This is a genomic window from Bradyrhizobium sp. BR 1433 (assembly GCF_051547665.1).
GTDB lineage: Bacteria > Pseudomonadota > Alphaproteobacteria > Rhizobiales > Xanthobacteraceae > Bradyrhizobium > Bradyrhizobium australafricanum.
Genome location: NZ_JBPUGG010000001.1, coordinates 5612484 through 5628704 on the forward strand (window position 1 = coordinate 5612484; position 16221 = coordinate 5628704).

The window sequence follows — 16221 nt, forward strand, 5'->3', positions numbered from 1 at the left end:
AATAATTCCCGCCCCGATGTCGATCCGGCGCGTCCCGGATCGTCGTTCCCCATAGCGAGCCGGTCTTGCGGCGATCATCGCCGCGTCTCGCCCAACAGGAGTTTTCCGATGCGCTTCATGTATATCGTCACCTCCGCGCAGCCCCCGGGCCCGCCGACGCCCGCTCTGATGGAGGCGATGGGCAGGCTTGCCGAGCGGGAAATCAAGGCGGGCCGCATGATCGACACCGGCGGGCTGTTGCCGGTAGCGATGGGCGCCCAGGTCCGCATCACCGACGGCAAGCTCAACGTCGTCGACGGGCCCTTCGTCGAGACCAAGGAGATGATCGGCGGCTACGCGATCTTCGAGCTCCGCAACAAGGAAGAGGCGGTCGCCGCCGCCGTCGAGTTCATGCAGCTGCACAAGGAGCATATGCCGGGTTGGGAGGGAACCTGTGAGGTTCGCCCCTTCGCCACCCCGGGCGCCGACGGTGGCTGTCAGGTCGATGTGTCCGCCTGCGCCTGATGCGCCGCGGGAACAGGGCGTTCGCAAGCGAAGTGGACGCCGGTTCGCGTGAAGAAAACGCGTCAAGACGAGAATCCAGGTCGGCGGCGATGACGGCCGCCGACATCCAGGCCACGATTCTTGCGGTGTGGCGCATCGAGCAGCCGCGGCTGATCACCAGCCTGTCGCGGATGCTGCGCGACGTGCCGCTCGCCGAGGACCTGACCCAGGAAGCGCTGGTCGCCGCGCTCGAGCATTGGCCGGCCGATGGCGTGCCGGAAAAGCCCGGTGCCTGGCTGATGGCGACGGCCAAGCGCCGCGCGCTCGACCATCTGCGCCGCAATCGCATGCTGGCCGAGAAGCACGGCGTGATCGCGCACGACCTGGCGCGGGAGCAGGAGACCATGCCCGACTTCGATGCCGCGCTCGACGACGATATCGGTGACGAATTGCTGCGGCTGATCTTCACCGCCTGCCATCCGCGCCTGTCGCGGGAGGCGCGCGCCGCACTGGCGCTTCGGATGATCTGCGGCCTCACCACCGAGGAGATCGCGCGCGCTTTCCTGCAGGCGGAGGCGACCATCGCCCAGCGCATCGTGCGCGCCAAGCGCACATTGTCGGAGTCGGGCCTTGCCTACGAGACGCCGCGCGGCGAGGAGCTGTCCGAGCGGCTCGCCTCCGTGCTCGAGGTCGTCTACCTCATCTTCAACGAGGGCTATACCGCGGCAAGCGGCGACGAATGGCTGCGGCCGCAGCTCTGCAACGAGGCGCTGCGCATGGGCCGCGTGCTGACCTCGATCGCACCATCGGAGCCGGAGGCGCACGGCCTGCTGGCGCTGATGGAGTTCAACGCCTCGCGGATGGCGGCGCGCACCGATGCGTCCGGTGAGCCGATCCTGCTGATGGACCAGAACCGCGCGCGGTGGGATCGCCTGCAGATCCGCCGCGGGCAGCTCGCGCTGGCGCGCGCCCGCGAGCTCGGCGGCGCCGGCGGCTTCTATGCCTTGCAGGCCGCGATCGCCGCCTGCCATGCCGAGGCTGGCACGCCTGATGCGACCGACTGGTGCCGCATCGCCGCGCTGTACGGCGATCTCGCCGCGCTGTTGGATTCACCCGTGATCGAGCTCAACCGCGCGGTTGCGATCGGCATGGCCGAGGGGCCGCTTGCCGCGCTCGCGATCGTCGACGGCCTCGCGGATGAGCCGGCGCTGAAATCCTATCATCTGCTGCCGAGCGTGCGCGGCGATCTGCTGCATAGACTGAGCCGTTTCGCGGAGGCGCATGCTGCGTTCGAGGCCGCCGCCGCGCTGGCCGGCAATTCGCGCGAGCGCGAGTTCCTCAAGCGGCGCGCCGCGATCGCTGCGCGTTCCGCGCAGGATCATGGCTGCCGCTGACGGCTCCGCGATTTCGACGGAGCGAAACCATGTAGCCCGCATGAGCGAAGCGAGATGCGGGTCTTTGCCACGAGCGACCCCGGGTGTCGCTTCGCTCACCCGGGCTACAAGGTAGCTTCGGGTCGTCGTGTCCGCGATTTCGACTCAAACCTGCGGCATGCTTGGACAAAATTCTTTTGAACCGGGAACTGCCACCATGACGAAGCCATCCGTGCTGGCGATCGGCCTCGACCCTACCTTCGTCGATCTGTCCGTCATGCCGCAGTTCACGCCCGAACTGGTACGCAGCTATCTCGACGCGCAGATCGAGGGCCTGCGGACGCTCGGCTACGACGTCGAGAGCTGCCTGATCGACCTCGGCGATACGGCGGAAGCCGTGACGGCGGCGGCCCTCAACGCGCGCCGCTACGACTGCGTCGTGATCGGTGCCGGGCTGCGCGAGCCGCCGGAGCGGCTCTTGCTGTTCGAGACGATCCTCAATCTGGTGCACCGGCTCGCCCCCGATGCCGCCATCTGCTTCAACACCAGGCCGGCCGACACCGCCGCGGCCGTGCAGCGCTGGGTCAAGCCCTAGGACACAAGATGAGGTCGCCTTGAGCCGGCGAATCTGGCTCCGTGCGCTGCCCGCCGTCCATCGCCGACGCTCGGACCGCGACCGGCCCGATGCCGGCATTGGCCGGGGGACCGCCGCGAAGGCCCGGCGGTCGTTGCCGGCGGCAACCTATGACACCATCCAGAGTCCGATTTGTTTTAGACTTTGGAAGCCTATGCCGCGCCGCAAATTTGCTTGGGAAAAGCTGACGGACGAGCAGTTGCTCGCGCAACCGCTCAACCGCCTGAGGGTTGCCGTCGAGGGCACCTGGCTCGCCGATTGTGTGAATACGCTCTATGAGGAGCTCGAGGAGCGCGGCATCCGGTTGCGGCCGCACACATGGATCTCGAGCGAATGGTTCAGCCCGGCAGATGTGCCCGGCATCGCGATCCCGTTCTACCTCGCCCATCCCCGCCTGATGAAGCTCGAGAAGAAGATGATGCTCGACGTCGAGGGCGCCTCGTGGTCCGAGTGCATGGCCATTCTCCGCCACGAGGCGGGGCACGCCGTGCAGCACGGCTACCAGCTGCAGCGCCGCCGGCGCTGGCAGCAGCTGTTCGGCCCGTCGTCGCAGCACTACCCGCGCTACTACCGGCCCAATCCGGCCAGCCGCAATTATGTCCAGCACCTTCGGCTCTGGTACGCGCAGAGCCATCCGGACGAGGACTTCGCCGAGACCTTCGCGGTGTGGCTGCGGCCGCGCTCGAACTGGCGGACGCGCTATGCCGGCTGGCCCGCGCTGAAGAAGCTCGAATATGTTGAGGAGCTGATGGGCGAGATCGCCGGCAAGCGGCCGCAGCTCGCGACGCGCGAGCGGGTCGATCCGCTGCATACGCTCAAGCAAACGCTCGCCGAGCACTACAGGAAGAAGCAGGCGTTCTACGCCTTCACGCCGCCGAAGACCTACGACCGCGATCTCTCCAAGCTGTTCTCCGCCGATCCGCGGCATTATCGGCGTCCGCCGGCCGCTGCCTTCATCAGGCGGCACCGCGCCCAGATCAGGCAGCTGGTGGCGCGGTGGACGGGCGAGAACCAGTTGACGCTCGATGCCGTGCTCGATGATATGATCTCGCGCTGCCGCGAGCTCAATTTGCGTGCCGTCGGCCCCGAGCAGAAGCTCGTGACAAACTTCACCATTCTGCTGACCGCCAAGACCATGCACGCGCTGTTCGGCCCGTCGCGCCGGAAATGGATCGCGCTATGAAACAGCTTCGCATTCTGGTGCTGATGCACCCGGACTGTGTGCCGCCCGACTCCAGCGATGGATACAGCGCGCGGGAGATCAACGAGTGGAAGACGGAATACGACGTCGTCAGCACCCTGCGCGCGGCCGGCCATGAGGTTCGTCCGCTCGGCGTGCAGGAGGAAATCAAGCCGGTGCGCGATGAGATCGAGGGCTTCAAACCGCACGTCGTGTTCACGCTGCTGGAGGAGTTTCACTACGACGTCGTGTACGACCAGCACATCGCAAGCTATCTCGAGCTGATGAAGATCGCCTATACCGGGTGCAACCCGCGCGGCCTGATCCTGGCGCGCGGCAAGGATCTGTCCAAGACGCTGGTGCACCATCGCCGGATCCCGGTGCCGGCCTTCGCGGTGTTTCCGATGCGCCGCAAGGTCAAGCGGCCGCCGCGTCTCGAGCTGCCGCTGATCGTCAAGAGCCTGAGCAGCGATGGATCGCTCGGCATCTCGCAGGCGTCGATCGTCGATACCGACGAGAAGCTCGCCGAGCGCGTCGCCTTCATCCATGAGCGGATCGGAACGGCCGCGATCGCCGAGCAGTTCATCGAGGGACGCGAGCTCTATGTCGGCGTGCTCGGCAACAACCGGCTGCGGGTGCTGCCGGTGTGGGAGCTGAAATTCGGCAGCATGGGCGGCCCCGCTGCGCGCCAGATCGCCACCGAAAAGGTCAAGCACGATACCAGCTATCAGGAGCGCGTCGGGATTGTCGACGGCCCGGCCGAGGATCTCACGCCGGAACTATCCGCCCATATCCAACGGCTGGCGAAGCGCATCTACCGGACGCTGGGGCTCGACGGCTATGCGCGCATCGACTTCCGCCTGTCCACCAATGGCGTTCCCTATTTCATCGAGGCCAATCCCAATCCCGAGATCGCCAAGAGCCAGGAGTTCGCGACGGCCGCCGGGCATGACGGGCTGGACTATCCGGATCTCCTGCAGCGCATCGTGACGCTCGGAATAAGCCGCGCCAAGGCCGGCGCATCGCTGGGCTGACTCGAGGCCGTCAAAGGCTGCGCTGCATCGGATGGCGTCGCGCATCCTTGGGAATGAACATCGCAAACGTTTCCCTAACGCGCGCGGCCGGCGTCACTGTGCCGGCAGCCGCGGACGCTGGGGCCGCCGTCGGATGAAACGCGTCCGGTTCCGGCCAGCGCCGCGCAAGGATTTCGTTTACCGAAACCGGCATGGCGAGCCCATCGCTGCGGCAGCTGTCGTAGACGTACAAACCGGCAAGAAAAATCGATACGACAACAAGGATCGTCCTGAAAATCGGCATTGTGCTTGCGCCTTCTTGATTGAGGCGGACAATGCCCGGTGACGGTGAACCGCGCGTTTAGGGTCGAGGCCGATCGGCCGATACGGTTCCCAACTCATGAACAGAAGCTTGCGTAAACGGCCCGCTTACCAATGCCTTCAAGGTTGCGGCAACCAGCTTTCCTCACCGGCGGGAAAGAAGTCTCTGGCATTGAGAGACCAACAACAAGACTGAGGAGGCACCATGTTCGTCGCCATTCGAGTCATGATCCTGATCGCCAGTGCATATGCCGGCTCGGCCGTTGCAGAGATGCAGTTTGCGCCGCTGCCGAGCCTTGCGGCGTCGTCCGCGCCGTAACGCCGGCAAGCGAGGCGGCGCGCTCTACGCCGGATTGGGCGCCGCCGCACCGACCCCGATCGCGCGGGCCGCGTTTTCCGTCATCCTCGTCGCCGTCAAGCGCAGGAAATACAGCGACAGTCCCGGGTTGCGCTCGCACAGCTTCCTCAGTGCGCTGTCGCTGATCCAGAGCAGATCTACATCGGTCGCGGCTTGAGCGGTTTGCGTGCGGCGGCGCTCGAGCGAAAACAGCCCGATCTCGCCGAACAGTTCACCCGCCGATACCCCGCGATCGATCTCGGGAAACCTGACCTCGCCGGACACGACCATGTACAGCAGGTCGGCGTCGTCGCCCTTCCGGAAGATCGTTTCTCCCGCCTTGAGATGCTTCGGCTGCATGAACGGCTGCAGCCAGTTCGGAGAAAGGTCCGTCGCTGCAGCACGCTTCGCTTTCCGAAGCAGCCGAACCATCTGGAACAGCAACACCACGTTCAGGGGCAGCAGAATGATATGCAGGATGAGCACCGGGTAGATCCGGTCGCCCAATCCATAGCTGATGAATGCCAGATTGCTGAATATCGCGACAGCGCGCAGGCTCAACATCGTACTCATGCAGAACGTCAGCAACACAAGCGCCGACGCCAGATAACCCAAACCATCGATCAACGTCATGACAACGCCCACTGGGAAATGAAAATTGCAAGCAAACCGATCTGAAAACGACCGGCAACATACACCAGTGCGCTCAGTTTCCTGAGCGGAAATATCGCCGGCCCACGCTTGCGGCGGTGCACGCGTCGTGACGCGGCCTCAGCTCGACGAACGCGCGCGCGAGGCGACGTGAATGGCGCGGGTCTTGCCGGATTTCGTTTTGGCGGCGACGACGGTCGGGCGCGCCTTGCCGAGCCGGGCCGCGCCCGGCGAGCTCTTTCTGAGCAGCAGCGCGAGCCGCTTGCGCGCGCGGCCGGCGACCGACCTTGCCGCCTCTCGCGCGGCCTCGGCCTTGCGGATGATCGCCGTCACCGCGGACGCCGGCGACGCCGCGACGAAGGCGACATCCTTCGCCTTCGAGAGGCCGCCTATGCCTTCGCACGGCGCTTCGCCCGGCAAGTCGATGCGGATGGCGAGCGTCTCGGCATGCTCGACCCAGTCCTCCGCCTTGGTGCCGGTGATGATCCGGACATAGTCGCGGGTCTCGCGCGGCAGCTCGCTCTGCCGGGCGAGCCATTTCTGGACGCGGCCGCTGCCGGCATTGTAGGCGGCCGCCGCCAGGCCGAGATTGCCGAAATCGTCGCGCAGCTTGCGCAGCAGTCTTGCGGATGCCGGCAACGCCTGCAGCGGATCGAAGGGATCGTCGAGCCCGACTTCGGCCGCCGTCTCCGGCATGAACTGCGCAACGCCCTGCGCACCGGCATGGCTGATCTCGTTCGAGCGAAAGCGGCTCTCCTGCCAGATCAGCCGCGCAAAGAACGCAACGGGGATTTCGCTCGCCTGCGCCGCGTCCTTCAGGCTGTGGCAGAATTTGTCGATCGCGGACATCTGCGGCTCGGCCACGGCATCGCTCGGCTGCGCCGCAGGCGCGGGCGTCTTGTCCGCGTCCGTCGCAGCGGGTGCCTCGCTGGCATCAGCGCTTTCGATAAAGCGTGCGGCAAACGGAACGGCGTCGGATGTCGCGTCGCGCCAGAATGTCGGAGCTTGGGTTGAGGCATTGATCGAGCCGGGCGACCGATCGAAGTCGAGCATCAAGACAAGAAACGCGGCAAGCGCCGCGATGACAAATCGCATTTGCTTCGTGAGACCTGAATTGTGATGTGAGTTGCGCGCAAATGCACTTCGGATCACGACTTTTTAGCGGGTCGATTGCGGCGAAGCCGCGAAATCAGCTGTTCCGCCGCGGAACTTGGCCGCTGTTCGCATTGGAACTTCGACGCTTTCCGTAGCTTTACGGAAGATGATCACGTTGGGATGCACGATGTTCCGACCGTTTTCCGTTGCACGCTTTGCCATCGCACTTTTGCTCGTGTCGGCCGCGCCAGCGGTGGCCGCCGGTCTTGATGCGGCCGCGATCAACGACGTGGCGGCGCCGCCCGCAAAGTTGCCGGACCGTGGTCAGCTCAACGCCTTCGTTGCCAGGCTCGAGATCCTGCTCGACCGTGCGCATTTTTCTCCCGGCGAGATCGACGGCAAGCTGGGCGACAACGCGCAGAAGGCGCTCCGGGCGTTTGCCGACGCGAATGGATTGTCCTTCGACAAGGCGGTGACGCCGGAGCTCTGGAGCGGGCTCACAGCCGCCAGCGAGGGGCCTGCGATCGTCAGCTACACGATCGTCGACGCCGACGTGAAGGGACCGTTCGCGAAGAGGATCCCCGAGAGGATGGAGAGCATGAAGAGCCTGCCGGCGCTGGGCTACACCAGTCCGCGCGAAGCGCTCGCCGAAAAATTCCACATGAGCGAGGCGCTGCTTCAGGCGCTCAATCCGGGACAGACGTTCGACAAGGCCGGCGAGACCATTGCGGTTGCGAACGTCGCCGATGCCGGAAAACCGCCGCAGGTCGCGCGCGTCGAGGTCGACAAGACGCGGCAGGCGCTCAGCGCGTTCGATGCAGCAGGCAAGCTGCTCGGCTTCTATCCTGCGACGGTCGGCAGCGCGGATAAGCCGACGCCGAGCGGAACGCTCAAGGTGACGGCGATCAACAAGAACCCGACCTATCGCTACAATCCGAAATACGCATTCAAGGGCGTCAGATCGAAGACGCCGTTCACGATCAGGCCCGGTCCGAACAACCCGGTCGGTGTGGTCTGGATCAACCTCTCGGGCGAAGGCTATGGCATTCACGGCACGCCCGATCCCGGCAAGGTCTCCAAGGCGGAGTCCCACGGCTGCGTCCGGCTCACCAACTGGGACGCGCAGCGCGTCGCGGCCGGTGTCGCGAAGGGCACGCCGGTTGCGTTCATCGATAGCGCGACAAGCTCAGCAACGGCGACGCGCTGACCTTGACGCAACATCGTTCACAGATCAGCAACCGACAGAAATGTTGGCGCGCTCGGCCGCGGGCCGGACGCCCGCGCGCTCGGGAGATGATGCGCAGCCGGCGAGCGAAGCGGCTCCGCTTTCCAAGCCTAGCGCAGGATTCGCTGGTATGCCAATGTCGCGTCGTGCCAAACCCGCAGGAGGTCAGCATGCGAACGATCATAACGAACATAGTGGGAGCACTCTGCGCCATCGCGATGGTCGCGAGCGCACACGCAGCGGTCAAGGAAGAGCCGGTCACCTATACCGACGGCGAGACCACGATGAAGGGCTTCGTCGTCTATGACGACGCGACCCAGGGCAAGCGGCCCGGCATCGTCATGGTGCACGAATGGTGGGGCATCACCCCGCATATCCATAGCGAGGCGCGGAAGTTCGCGGAGCAGGGCTACACAGCCTTCATCGCGGATATGTACGGCGACGCCAAAACCGCCGACAACCCGAAGGATGCCGGCGCGCTCTCGGGGTCGGTGATGAAGAACCCGAAGGTGATGGAGCAGCGCTTCAACGCCGCGCGCGAGCAACTCGCCAAGCAGGCCTCGGTCAATCCGCAGCGGATCGGCGCCGTCGGTTACTGCTTCGGCGGCGCGGTGGTGCTGAACATGGCGCGCGCCGGCGCTGATCTCGCCGCCGTTGCCGGCTTTCACGCATCGCTCGGTCTCAACACGCCCGCACCGGCGCCGGGCACGGTCAAGGCTAAAATCCTGATCCTGAACGGCGCGGACGACCCGTTCGTGAAGCGCGAGCAGTACGATGCGCTGAAGAAGGATTTCGACGCCGCGAAGGCCGATTACCGGATCGTCGAGTATCCAGGCGCGGTGCACGCGTTCACCAACCCCGAAGCCACCGAGCTCGGCAAGAAGTTCAACCTGCCGCTCAGATACGACGCCAAGGCCGATCAGGAATCCAAGGCCGAAGCCGCAAAGCTGTTTGCCGCCAACCTCAAGAAATAAACAACAAGGGCCACCCAAACGGTGGCCCTTTTCATTCGTGGCTGCTTTGGCTGCGGAAGTGGCAGGGCCGCGGCCTCGCTAGCGCGGCCGCGCCTTGAAGCCATGCGGAAGACGCAGCCGGCCGCGCGGATGCTGGCCGTCTCGCACGGTTGCCACGGGGCGCTCCCCGGCCGATGATGCGCAAAACGGATCAGAACGATCGAGAGGGAGCGAATGCGCGGGCGTCGTGTGCTGATGGAATCGTTCGTGTCGCACGGCGTGCGCCATATCTTCGGCAATCCCGGCACGACCGAAACGCCGCTGCTCGATAGCCTGCCGGCCTTTCCGCAACTCGAATACATCATGGCGCTGCATGAAGGTGTCGCGGTCAGCGCCGCCAGCTTCTACGCGCAGGCGTCGGGGCGGGTCACCGTCGCCAACCTGCACGTCGCTCCCGGCCTCGGCAACGGCATCGGCTCGCTGTACGGCGCGCTGAAGGCGGGTTCGCCCGTGGTCGTGACGGCCGGCCAGCAGGATACGCGAATGCGGCTGAAGAATCCGCTGCTCGGCCATGACCTCGTCGCGATGGCGGCGCCGGTGACCAAGTGGAGCGTGCAGATCGAGCGCGCCGACGAGATCGTGCCGATCATGCGCCGCGCGTTCAAGGTGGCGACCGATGCGCCGCAGGGGCCGGTGTTCGTGTCGCTGCCGATCGACGTCATGGAACAGGAGACCGCGGTCGATACTCTGGCGCCGGACAATTTGTGGCGATCGACGCGCCCCGATCCGGCCGGCATCGAAGCGCTTGTCGCGCTGCTTCTGAAGTCGAAGAAGCCGGCCATCATCGCCGGCGACGACGTGGCACGATCGGGCGGCGAGCAGGCGCTGGTGGCGCTCACGGAAGCGATCGGCGCCACCGTGTGGTTCGAGGGGCTCCGCCATCACGCGCCGTTCCCGACCAGCCATCCGAGCTATCGCCAGTCGCTTCCGGGCGACGCAAGGCAGGTGCGCAAGGCGCTCGGTGATGCCGATCTCGTGCTGCTGATCGGCGGCCCGTTCTTTGAGGACATCTGGTTTGCGCCTGGTGGTCACATCCCTGACGGCGCGTCCGTGCTGCAGATCGAAGCCTCGGCCGAGCGTCTCGCGCTCAACAACCGGCTCGATGCCGGCATCGTCGGCGACATCGCCGTCAGCGTCGGTGTCTTGTCGGAAGCGGTACGTGCAAAGGCGGGCGCGGACTTCAGGCAGGCCGCGCAGAACCGCAATGCCGCGCTGGCCGAATTGCAGGCGAAGGAGAAGGAGGCCTATCGCGCACGCGTCGAGAAAAGCTGGGACCGGCAGCCGACCGCGATGCCGCGTGTCACCGCGGAATTGCGTCGCGGCCTGCCCGATGATGTCGTCATCGTCGATGAAAGCATCACGGCGAGCCTCGATCTCGCGCGCGCCTTCGACTATCGCGGCTTCGGCGATTATTTCGGCGGTCGTGGCGGCGGCATCGGCCAGGGCCTCGCCGGGGCGATCGGCGTCAAGGTCGCGATGCCGGATCGTCCGGTGGTCGCGATCTCCGGCGACGGCTCGGCGATGTACGCGATCCAGGCGCTGTGGACCGCCGCGCACCACAAGCTTGCGATCGTGTTCGTGGTGCTGGCCAACCGCGAGTACCGCATCCTCAAGCACAATGTGGACGTCTGGCGGCAGAACTTCGAGGCCGGCACCCAGCATCCCTATCAGAACATGGATATCACCGGCCCCGCGCTCGACTTCGTGCATCTCGCGGCCGGCATGGGCGTCGAGGCGGCCAGGGTCGAGAAGGCCGACGACATTGCCGGTGCAGTCGCAAAGGCTGTCGCGGCGCAGCGGCCGTACCTCGTCGAGATCGCAATCGAAGGCAAGCGCTAGAGCATGATCCGGAAAAGTGCGAAGCGGTTTTCCGGCAAGATCATGCTCAAACAGGGAGCAAAGAGCGCGATGACGATTCGATTCGATCGCGTCGCGCTTTAGAGGAGTTTCTCATGGCAGGCATTCTGGACGGCAAGGCTGCATTGGTGACGGGCGGCGGCTCCGGCATCGGCCGGGCGACGGCGATCGCGATGGCGCGTGAAGGCGCGCGCGTGGCGGTGTCGGACCTCTCGAAGGACGGCATTGAGGAGACGGTCGCGCTGATCAATGCCGCCGGCGGCCAGTCGATCGCGATCCAGGGCGACGTCACCGACGAGGCCGAGGTCGCGAACATGGTGGCCCGCACGGTTTCGGCGTTCGGGCGCATCGATTGTGCGTTCAACAATGCCGGCGTTGCCGGGCGCTCCGTCGGGCCGCCCGGCCAGCGCATTCATGAACTCACGCAAGCCTCGGTGGCCAAGATGTTCTCGGTGAATCTGATGGGCGTGTTCCTGTGCCTGAAATACGAGGTCGCGCAAATGCTCAAACAGGGCGGTGGCGGCGCCATCGTCAATACGGCCTCGATCGCAGGCCTGATCGGCCTCGCGACGTCCGGCCACTATGTCGCGACCAAGCACGGTGTCGTCGGACTGACCAAGTCCGCTGCGATCGAATATGCCCAGGACGGCATCCGCGTGAATTGCGTCAATCCCGGATACATCAAGACGCCGATGACCAAGGAGACGATGGATGAACGCTACGACGAGATCATCGCCAAGGTGCCGGTCCGTCGCCTGGGCGTGCCCGAGGAAATCGCCGAAGCCGTGGTCTGGATGTGCTCGGACAAGGCGTCGTTCATGACCGGCGCATCGCACGTGGTCGACGGCGGCTACAGCGCCGCCTGATCTTCCGAAGGGCCTTTGTTTACGTTGGTGGCCCGGTTGTACAAGCATTCGATCATCGCGGCATGATGGCGGCGTTGATCTTCGTGGCCTCGGTGCTCTTGCTGCGAGTGATGCATCTCGGGCAATATGGCGCTTCGCAACGAAGAGCTTCGAGATTTGGTGTTCAAACTCAATCGCATTGTCGGTTTCATCATTCTAGCAGCGCTAGTCTACGGCGTGCTCCAGGCTTGCGGGTTACTTCCTGAGGGGGCACCTCGGCTGTTTCCTCAACGCAGCGGCTCGCCCGCGGCTTAAGATTGATGCTCCACATCCGAACGTCCGCTGCTGGACCCATAGCGGGTATCGTTTGACGCCGGTTTTGGTCGCCTCCTTCGGCAAATGGAACCGAAGCCAGTCCAGCCTGTTTGGTACGATTAGCCAAGGGAGGTCGGAATGAGGATCATTCTGATGACGACGATTGGCTGGGCGTTGTCGTGTGGATTCGCGCTAGCCCAGGCCGATCCCAACAAGGACGTGAACACGGCAACCGGGCGCTCGGCACCGGAAGAAAAAGGTCAATTGCAGCCACAAGGTTGGACCGGGCCACTTGAAACAAAATCAGGTGGTGCGCCGCCGGAAAGCCCGCAAGGTCAAAGCCCGCCGGGAATGCAGGGAGCGCCGGACGGATCGACAAAAACCGTGGTTGAACCGCGGAAGTAAGTCCCACGTCTTGTCTGTGAAAGGCCAGCTTCCCTTAGGGTGAACCGGCCCTCGAGCTCGCCCTTTGCAGCAAGCGGACATCGCGGTAGCGCGGAATGACGTCAAAGCTTGATCCAAGCGGACCCTGGCAGGCTTGCGCCAACCAGCCGTGCGTATCGATGGGTTGATCCGCTTCCGGCACTAACGTAGTCGTTCGCGATGAACGAACGTCCGGCCATGGCCAAGGCTGCAGCTCTTCCGGATACGAAAGCCATCCTGCTCGGGGTCGCATGCGGCCTCGGTGCGGCGCTGTGCTGGGCGCTCGGCTTCGTGGCGACCCGACACGGCCTGAAGGTCGGTTTTACACCGGTCGACCTGCTGATGCATCGCTTCCTGTGGTCGGGCATCGTCTTGCTGCCGCTCGTTGTGCGCGCCGGCCTCCGCGATCTCTGCGGCATCGGCTGGGGCCGCGGCATGGCGCTGATGCTGCTGGGCGGGCCGGTGATGTCGCTGATCAGCTATGCCGGCTTCATGTTCGTGCCGCTGGGGCACGGCAGCGTGATCCAGCCGTCCTGCGCGACGCTGGGTGGATTGTTTCTCGCGGTCGTTTTGCTGAAGGAATCGGTCTCGCTCTCGCGGGCGGCCGGCGCTGTCGTCATCGTCGTCGGCCTTGCCGTGATCGGCAGCGAGTCGATCGGCCATATGGGGCCGAGCGCCGTGATGGGCGACTTGATCTTCGTTGCGACCGGCTTGATGTTCGCGGGCTTCGCCACGCTGGTGCGCTGCTGGCGTGTCTCGGCGTTCTCCGTGGCCAGCGTCATCAGCGTGCTGTCGCTCTCGCTGTTTCCACTGTATGCCGTCTCGGGTGGGCTCGCTCGCGATGCGGCCATCGGCCTGCATGAAAACACGCTGCAGGCCATCGCCCAGGGCATCCTGGCCGGGCCCGCGGCGATGTATCTGTTCGCGGTGTCGATCCAGCGCCTGGGCGTTGCCCGCGCAGCCGTATTTCCTGCGACCGTGCCGGTGCTGACCCTGCTGTTGGGATGGCTCCTGATCGGCGAGCCACCAACTACGCTCCAGGCGGCCGGATTGGCCGCCGTGTTGGCCGGATTCTATCTCGCTCAGCGGCAGCGCTAGACGGCTTTGCCGACGTCCTGATGGCGCGCGGTCGCGGCGACGATTGACAAGCAAGCGAGGGATCGCGGATGGTGCGGCTCTCCGCCGTGTCGCAATGAGACGCCGATGCAAGTTCAACGTTTGGCGCTGCCGATGCTTGCAGGGCTCGTGCTTGCAGCTTCGGCTTTGTCGGGCGCAGCCCGGGCGCAAGGCGCCGCCGAGCCGGTACCGCAGACCTCGCAGTGGCAGACCTGGCAGTGGCAGACCTCGACGCCGGAAGAGCAGGGGATGGATTCCGCCGCGCTGGCGCGGCTCGTCAATTTTGGCGCGGCCCACAGTCTCGATAGCCTCCTGATCGTGCGGCACGGCCGGATCGTGCTCGACGCCTACTATGCGCCCTACACGCCGGAGATCCCGCATCTGTTCAATTCCGTCACCAAGGCGGTGACCGGAACGCTGGTCGCGATGCTGCTCAGGGATGGCGTGCTCGACAGCCTCGACCATCGCATGGTGGATTTCTTCGGCGATCGCACCATCGCCAATCTCGACGACCGCAAGCGGGCGATCACGGTCCAGACCATGCTGGACATGACCTCGGGAATGGCCTGGACCGAAGGCGTTGAGGGTGGCCGACCGGACTCGCTGATCGAGTGGGGGCGCAGCCCTGATGCGATCCAGTTCATCCTCGACCGCCCGATGGCGAAGGCGCCGGGCGAGGCGTTTGATTACAACACCGGCAATGCGCAGCTGTTGGCTGCGATCATCAACAATCTCACCGGCATGAGCGCGCGGGACTACGCGGTGACCAAACTGTTTCGCCCGCTCGGGATAGCCGCGCCGTACTGGCACAGCATCGGTCCCGGACTGACGCAGGGCGGCGGCGGGCTTCAGCTCGCGCCGCGCGACGCCGCCAGGATCGGTCTGCTCTATCTGCATGACGGTGAATGGGACGGGCAGCGCTTGCTGCCGACCGGCTGGGTCGGCCGCATCAGGCATGCGACGACGGAGATGCACGCCTCGTTCGACTCATCGTTGCGCTACGCCAATTTCTTCTGGGTGATGCCGCAGCGGCAGGTTGTCATGGCGGTCGGCGACCGCTGTCAGCTCGTCATGCTGTTTCCCGCGCTCGACATCGTCACGGTCGTGACCGCGCGCGACTATTGCTCGTTCGGCAGAATGGCCGACGAGATTTCGGGCGCGGTCAAATCCGACACGGCGCTGCCGGTGAACTCCGTCGGCGGCAATCAGCTCGCGGGCGCGTTGCGCGATATCGCAACCGAAAAGCCGTCGGCCGTTGGTGCCGTGCCCGAGACGGCAGCCGCCATCTCCGGCAAGACCTGGCGCTTCCCGGCAAATGGCTTCAATTTGCGGGCACTGACGCTGCATCTGACGGATCAGCCCGCGCACTACGAACTGGAAACGGCGACGCCGGATCCGGCGAGGCCGGTGACGACACTGGCGGGACCGATCGGGCTCGACGGTGCCTATCGTCTCGGTCAGCCAACGGCGCTCGGCGTGATGGCGCTGAAAGGGACGTGGCAGGACAACCAGACATTCGCGATCGACCTGCGTCTGGTCGGCGGCGATACCGACCGCCGATGGCTGCTGTCGTTCGATGGCGGCAAGGCCCGGCTCAGCGGCAAGGATCGCTTCGGCCGCGACGTTAAGGCCGACGCTGAAGCGCCGGGCGCGCAATAGCTCGAGCGCGGGCCGCGTCCCTGTCCATTTCGGGCACGTGAAGCTCGGCTTCCTTCGCGTCGTCCCGGCGAAGGCCGGGACCCATACGCCGCGGCGGACGTTGTAGCTGGGACTGGTCGTTGCAATAGTGCAGAAGGCGTCGTGCCCGCGCAGCGACCTTGGCGGCATGATCGCAGGAAATCACGACCGGCGTACGCCAACACGCACACCGGCCATGGCAGACGGCCGCGCGAATCGACAATGCTAAGGAAACTATGCGCCCGAGGCTCTCAGCGCGGCGGCGACCCTATTGGTCCACCTTCGGCGTCTTGCCCGCAATGCCGAGGCCGAACCGGAGCGCGCGCTCCTGGCGCTCTTCCGTCAGCAGCTTCAATTCCCGTTCCAGCGACCGCGCCACCTCGTCCTGGGTTTCCTTGGAGCGGCGACGGGAGTCGCCTTGCGGTTTGGCCGGTTCGGCAGTCACGGGAGAAGCCCTTGTCATCACGGTGTCACAGGCCCTGATCGCACGGCGGGAGTCGGGGCGACAATCAAAAAGAATTCAGTGGGTGCATCTTTGGAAGGTTTGCTGTGCGTCTGATTCAAATTTGGGCAGAAAATTCTCTTAAGTGTTGCCTCGAATGGAGCCGGACCCCTTCGGCCCGCCGTCTCATCAATTCGGATAAGAGAGCCCGGTTCCGACGA

At 65.1% G+C, this 16221-nt stretch carries 16 protein-coding genes; 12 read left to right on the forward strand and 4 right to left on the reverse strand.

The features are described 5' to 3' along the window. The first annotated feature begins 117 nt into the window (after nt 1-117). The 5 genes from ACSKB9_RS26970 to ACSKB9_RS26990 all read left to right on the forward strand — a co-directional run bounded on the left by ACSKB9_RS26970 (nt 118) and on the right by ACSKB9_RS26990 (nt 4704). Entirely contained in the window at nt 118-504 is a 387-nt protein-coding gene (locus ACSKB9_RS26970) for a YciI family protein (RefSeq protein ID WP_438076903.1), read from the forward strand. 89 nt (nt 505-593) lie between these two features. After that, nucleotides 594-1877 (forward strand): RNA polymerase sigma factor, encoded by a 1284-nt coding sequence (locus ACSKB9_RS26975; protein WP_438076905.1) that lies wholly within the window; start codon nt 594-596, stop codon nt 1875-1877. A gap of 196 nt (nt 1878-2073) precedes the next feature. Next, nucleotides 2074-2451: a hypothetical protein gene (locus ACSKB9_RS26980; RefSeq protein ID WP_028341791.1), complete on the forward strand. Its 378-nt coding sequence runs from the start codon at nt 2074-2076 to the stop codon at nt 2449-2451. Between the two features lie 193 nt (nt 2452-2644). Next, a complete protein-coding gene (locus ACSKB9_RS26985; protein WP_225163109.1) occupies nt 2645-3673 on the forward strand; it encodes a putative zinc-binding metallopeptidase in 1029 nt (342 codons plus the stop codon). Further along, a complete protein-coding gene (locus ACSKB9_RS26990) occupies nt 3670-4704 on the forward strand; it encodes a D-alanine--D-alanine ligase family protein (RefSeq protein ID WP_050382451.1) in 1035 nt (344 codons plus the stop codon). The genes ACSKB9_RS26985 and ACSKB9_RS26990 overlap by 4 nt, the downstream gene beginning before the upstream one ends. A 10-nt stretch (nt 4705-4714) precedes the next feature. On the opposite strand, the gene ACSKB9_RS26995 is transcribed toward ACSKB9_RS26990, so the two are convergent. The 3 genes from ACSKB9_RS26995 to ACSKB9_RS27005 all read right to left on the reverse strand — a co-directional run bounded on the left by ACSKB9_RS26995 (nt 4715) and on the right by ACSKB9_RS27005 (nt 7087). Continuing rightward, nucleotides 4715-4987: a hypothetical protein gene (locus ACSKB9_RS26995; protein ID WP_438076908.1), complete on the reverse strand. Its 273-nt coding sequence runs from the start codon at nt 4985-4987 to the stop codon at nt 4715-4717. Between the two features lie 360 nt (nt 4988-5347). Then, nucleotides 5348-5974, reverse strand: coding sequence for a Crp/Fnr family transcriptional regulator (locus tag ACSKB9_RS27000; RefSeq protein WP_310880801.1), 627 nt, complete (start codon nt 5972-5974; stop codon nt 5348-5350). 138 nt (nt 5975-6112) lie between these two features. Continuing rightward, nucleotides 6113-7087, reverse strand: a complete 975-nt coding sequence (locus ACSKB9_RS27005; protein WP_438076910.1) for a lytic transglycosylase domain-containing protein — start codon at nt 7085-7087, stop codon at nt 6113-6115. Between the two features lie 187 nt (nt 7088-7274). Between ACSKB9_RS27005 and ACSKB9_RS27010 the strand changes: the two genes are divergently transcribed. The 7 genes from ACSKB9_RS27010 (at nt 7275) to ACSKB9_RS27040 (ending at nt 15540) form a co-directional block, all read left to right on the forward strand. Next, nucleotides 7275-8294: a L,D-transpeptidase family protein gene (locus tag ACSKB9_RS27010; protein ID WP_438076912.1), complete on the forward strand. Its 1020-nt coding sequence runs from the start codon at nt 7275-7277 to the stop codon at nt 8292-8294. Nucleotides 8295-8482: 188 nt separating this feature from the next. Next, on the forward strand, nt 8483-9286 hold the full coding sequence (locus tag ACSKB9_RS27015) for a dienelactone hydrolase family protein (protein ID WP_438076914.1): 804 nt from the start codon (nt 8483-8485) through the stop codon (nt 9284-9286). 213 nt (nt 9287-9499) lie between these two features. Further along, a complete protein-coding gene (locus tag ACSKB9_RS27020; RefSeq protein WP_438076916.1) occupies nt 9500-11164 on the forward strand; it encodes a thiamine pyrophosphate-binding protein in 1665 nt (554 codons plus the stop codon). A gap of 113 nt (nt 11165-11277) precedes the next feature. Then, nucleotides 11278-12048 (forward strand): SDR family NAD(P)-dependent oxidoreductase, encoded by a 771-nt coding sequence (locus ACSKB9_RS27025; RefSeq protein WP_438076918.1) that lies wholly within the window; start codon nt 11278-11280, stop codon nt 12046-12048. Between the two features lie 432 nt (nt 12049-12480). Then, a complete protein-coding gene (locus ACSKB9_RS27030; protein ID WP_141340539.1) occupies nt 12481-12747 on the forward strand; it encodes a hypothetical protein in 267 nt (88 codons plus the stop codon). Between the two features lie 216 nt (nt 12748-12963). Further along, entirely contained in the window at nt 12964-13863 is a 900-nt protein-coding gene (locus ACSKB9_RS27035) for a DMT family transporter (RefSeq protein WP_438076920.1), read from the forward strand. A 105-nt stretch (nt 13864-13968) separates the two neighbouring features. Beyond that, nucleotides 13969-15540: a serine hydrolase domain-containing protein gene (locus tag ACSKB9_RS27040; protein WP_438076922.1), complete on the forward strand. Its 1572-nt coding sequence runs from the start codon at nt 13969-13971 to the stop codon at nt 15538-15540. A gap of 286 nt (nt 15541-15826) precedes the next feature. Here ACSKB9_RS27040 and ACSKB9_RS27045 read toward each other — a convergent pair whose 3' ends face one another. Next, a complete protein-coding gene (locus tag ACSKB9_RS27045) occupies nt 15827-16003 on the reverse strand; it encodes a hypothetical protein (RefSeq protein WP_438076924.1) in 177 nt (58 codons plus the stop codon). Nucleotides 16004-16221 lie beyond the last annotated feature (218 nt).